This is a genomic window from Dulcicalothrix desertica PCC 7102, from assembly GCF_003991905.1.
GTDB classification, from domain to species: Bacteria; Cyanobacteriota; Cyanobacteriia; order Cyanobacteriales; family Nostocaceae; genus Dulcicalothrix; species Dulcicalothrix desertica.
Genome location: NZ_RSCL01000094.1, coordinates 1 through 1,988 on the forward strand (window position 1 = coordinate 1; position 1,988 = coordinate 1,988).

Below are 1,988 nucleotides of genomic sequence, written 5' to 3' on the forward strand. Positions count from 1 at the left end.
GTAGCTTTGGGTCCTACGCACGAAGAAGTAATTACGTATGTAGCGCGCGATATGATTCGTTCGTACCGTCAGTTACCTCAGCACCTTTATCAAATACAAACCAAGTTCTATTCAAAGCGCGCGGGGTATCGAAGTAGGTCATATCTTCCAACTAGTCACTAAGTACTCACAAAGCAATGGGCGCCACATTTACCAACGAACGAGGAGAAGAAAAACCCCTTGTTATGGTTGTTACGGTGTGAGAGTTTCCAGACTGGCACAAGCTACAGTCGAACAATCTTACGATCAAGACGGAATAATATTCCCCGTCGCAATCGCACCTTATCATGCCATTATTTGCATACCCAACATCAGCGATGCCAAACAAGTTGAAGATAATGTAAGTAGGTGGGCAGAAATAAAGCACACTTGTTTTCTTCTGGTTAAAAGCGCTAAAGTCAAACTGTGAGAGAATTGCAGCAGTTTGACATTTCGTTACATAGTTGTAAATTTTTCCGTTCACCTACTTAGTAACATCATATAATTATTGTATGCTTGATTATTAGAATTTAGAATGTCAAAACTGATTGAAGGTTTAGAGCGAATTGAAGTATGGCTAAAAATAAATATGCCTAAGCGAGCTTCAGAATTAAGACCGGACTTTCACACGATGATATTAAAGAACAAATTAATGACTTGCAGTTTAACTTACCGGAAGAGATTTATGAATTGTATGGATGGCATAATGGAAATATAGATCAGCTTGTTTTTGAAAATTTTAACTTCTTACCATTAAAAACCGCACTTGCTGCTTATTACGAGTCTTTAGGAGAAATCAGTTACCGAAACATAGTAGAAGCATATTTCTTTGAGAAAAGCTTTCCTGTTTTTCAGTTGTGGTCTGACAGTAGCGTTCTTCTTTGCGTTATTTGTGACGCTTCTAATGATTATCCTATACGGATGATTGATATATCTTGCAAAGACTATTCGTTTCTCTACCGTAATTTAACAGACTTAATTTTGCACGTAGCCGAGTGGTATGAATCAGCACAGTACTACGACGATGCTCAAACTACTTTCCAACTAGATTCTAAATATTTGATACAAATATAAATCAGCAACGGAACAAGCTTATTTATAGGGACGAATCTAGTGAACAAAACAGCTTGATGCCTTCCTACATGAGCGAGCGCAGTGATAATTCTTCACGAAGAATACGGCGTAGATCCTCTTGGGTGAGAGGTTGATCGGAAGGAGACTGGAGATATTTCTTTAAAACCTCATTAATTAGAGTCTGATAACCCATGCCAGCTATTTCAGCTTGTTCTCGAAATTGATCTAGTATTTCATCATCTAGGTAAATAGTAATGCGTGTTTTTCCTTGAGAAGGAATTACCGCTCCTCGTTTTCCCTTAGAAAAATCATATTCCTTCCTCATAAGCTTTTATCTCCTGTTTTGTGGCGTGACGAGCAGAAATCAGTCGAATCACCTCATCGCGTAATGTATAAACAACGACCAGTAGTAAGCCAGCGTTTCCTATCCCCACTGCAATGAAACGTTCTTCAGTAATTGAATCTGGATCGAGATCGTGAATGGCAAGGGGATCGAAAAATACCATTTCAGCTTCTGCAAAGGAAACACCATGCTTTTGCCAATTGGTTTTTGCTTTTTTCGGGTCATATTCAAAAGTCATACATACATTATATGTATGGCAGAAGGACTCGTCAAGATTCAGATGAGAAAATCGCACTTTATCAACTCGACTACCGGAGCAAGCGCATTCCTTAATAAGACTTAATAAAGAATTTTTTACCACAGAGGCTATTAGGGCGCAGAGAGATAAAATAGGCTTTTACTGGGTGTTTGGTGTCCAGTTTGATTTGTTTGATTTAAACTTAACCGAGAAAGTGATTATTTAGTACAGGAAAGGGACAACGATGCGACTGTCACAAATGTTATTCGTCACGCTTAGAGATGACCCAGCGGATGCTGAGATTCCTAGTCATAA

3 protein-coding genes and 1 pseudogene are annotated in these 1,988 nt (G+C 38.7%); 2 read left to right on the forward strand and 2 right to left on the reverse strand.

What is annotated here, in order from left to right:
• Window positions 1-109: 109 nt before the first annotated feature.
• Together DSM106972_RS50895 and DSM106972_RS50900 are read left to right on the forward strand one after the other, a co-directional pair.
• Window positions 110-373: pseudogene (locus DSM106972_RS50895) on the forward strand (proline--tRNA ligase); the annotation flags it as partial.
• A 254-nt stretch (window positions 374-627) separates the two neighbouring features.
• Window positions 628-1,092: an SMI1/KNR4 family protein gene (locus DSM106972_RS50900; protein ID WP_325052293.1), complete on the forward strand. Its 465-nt coding sequence runs from the start codon at window positions 628-630 to the stop codon at window positions 1,090-1,092.
• Window positions 1,093-1,156: 64 nt separating this feature from the next.
• On the opposite strand, the gene DSM106972_RS50905 is transcribed toward DSM106972_RS50900, so the two are convergent.
• Window positions 1,157-1,417 (reverse strand): BrnA antitoxin family protein, encoded by a 261-nt coding sequence (locus tag DSM106972_RS50905; protein WP_127087843.1) that lies wholly within the window; start codon window positions 1,415-1,417, stop codon window positions 1,157-1,159.
• Complete coding sequence (locus DSM106972_RS50910) at window positions 1,401-1,673, reverse strand: BrnT family toxin (RefSeq protein WP_127087844.1); 273 nt, start codon at window positions 1,671-1,673, stop codon at window positions 1,401-1,403. The genes DSM106972_RS50905 and DSM106972_RS50910 overlap by 17 nt, the downstream gene beginning before the upstream one ends.
• Window positions 1,674-1,988 lie beyond the last annotated feature (315 nt).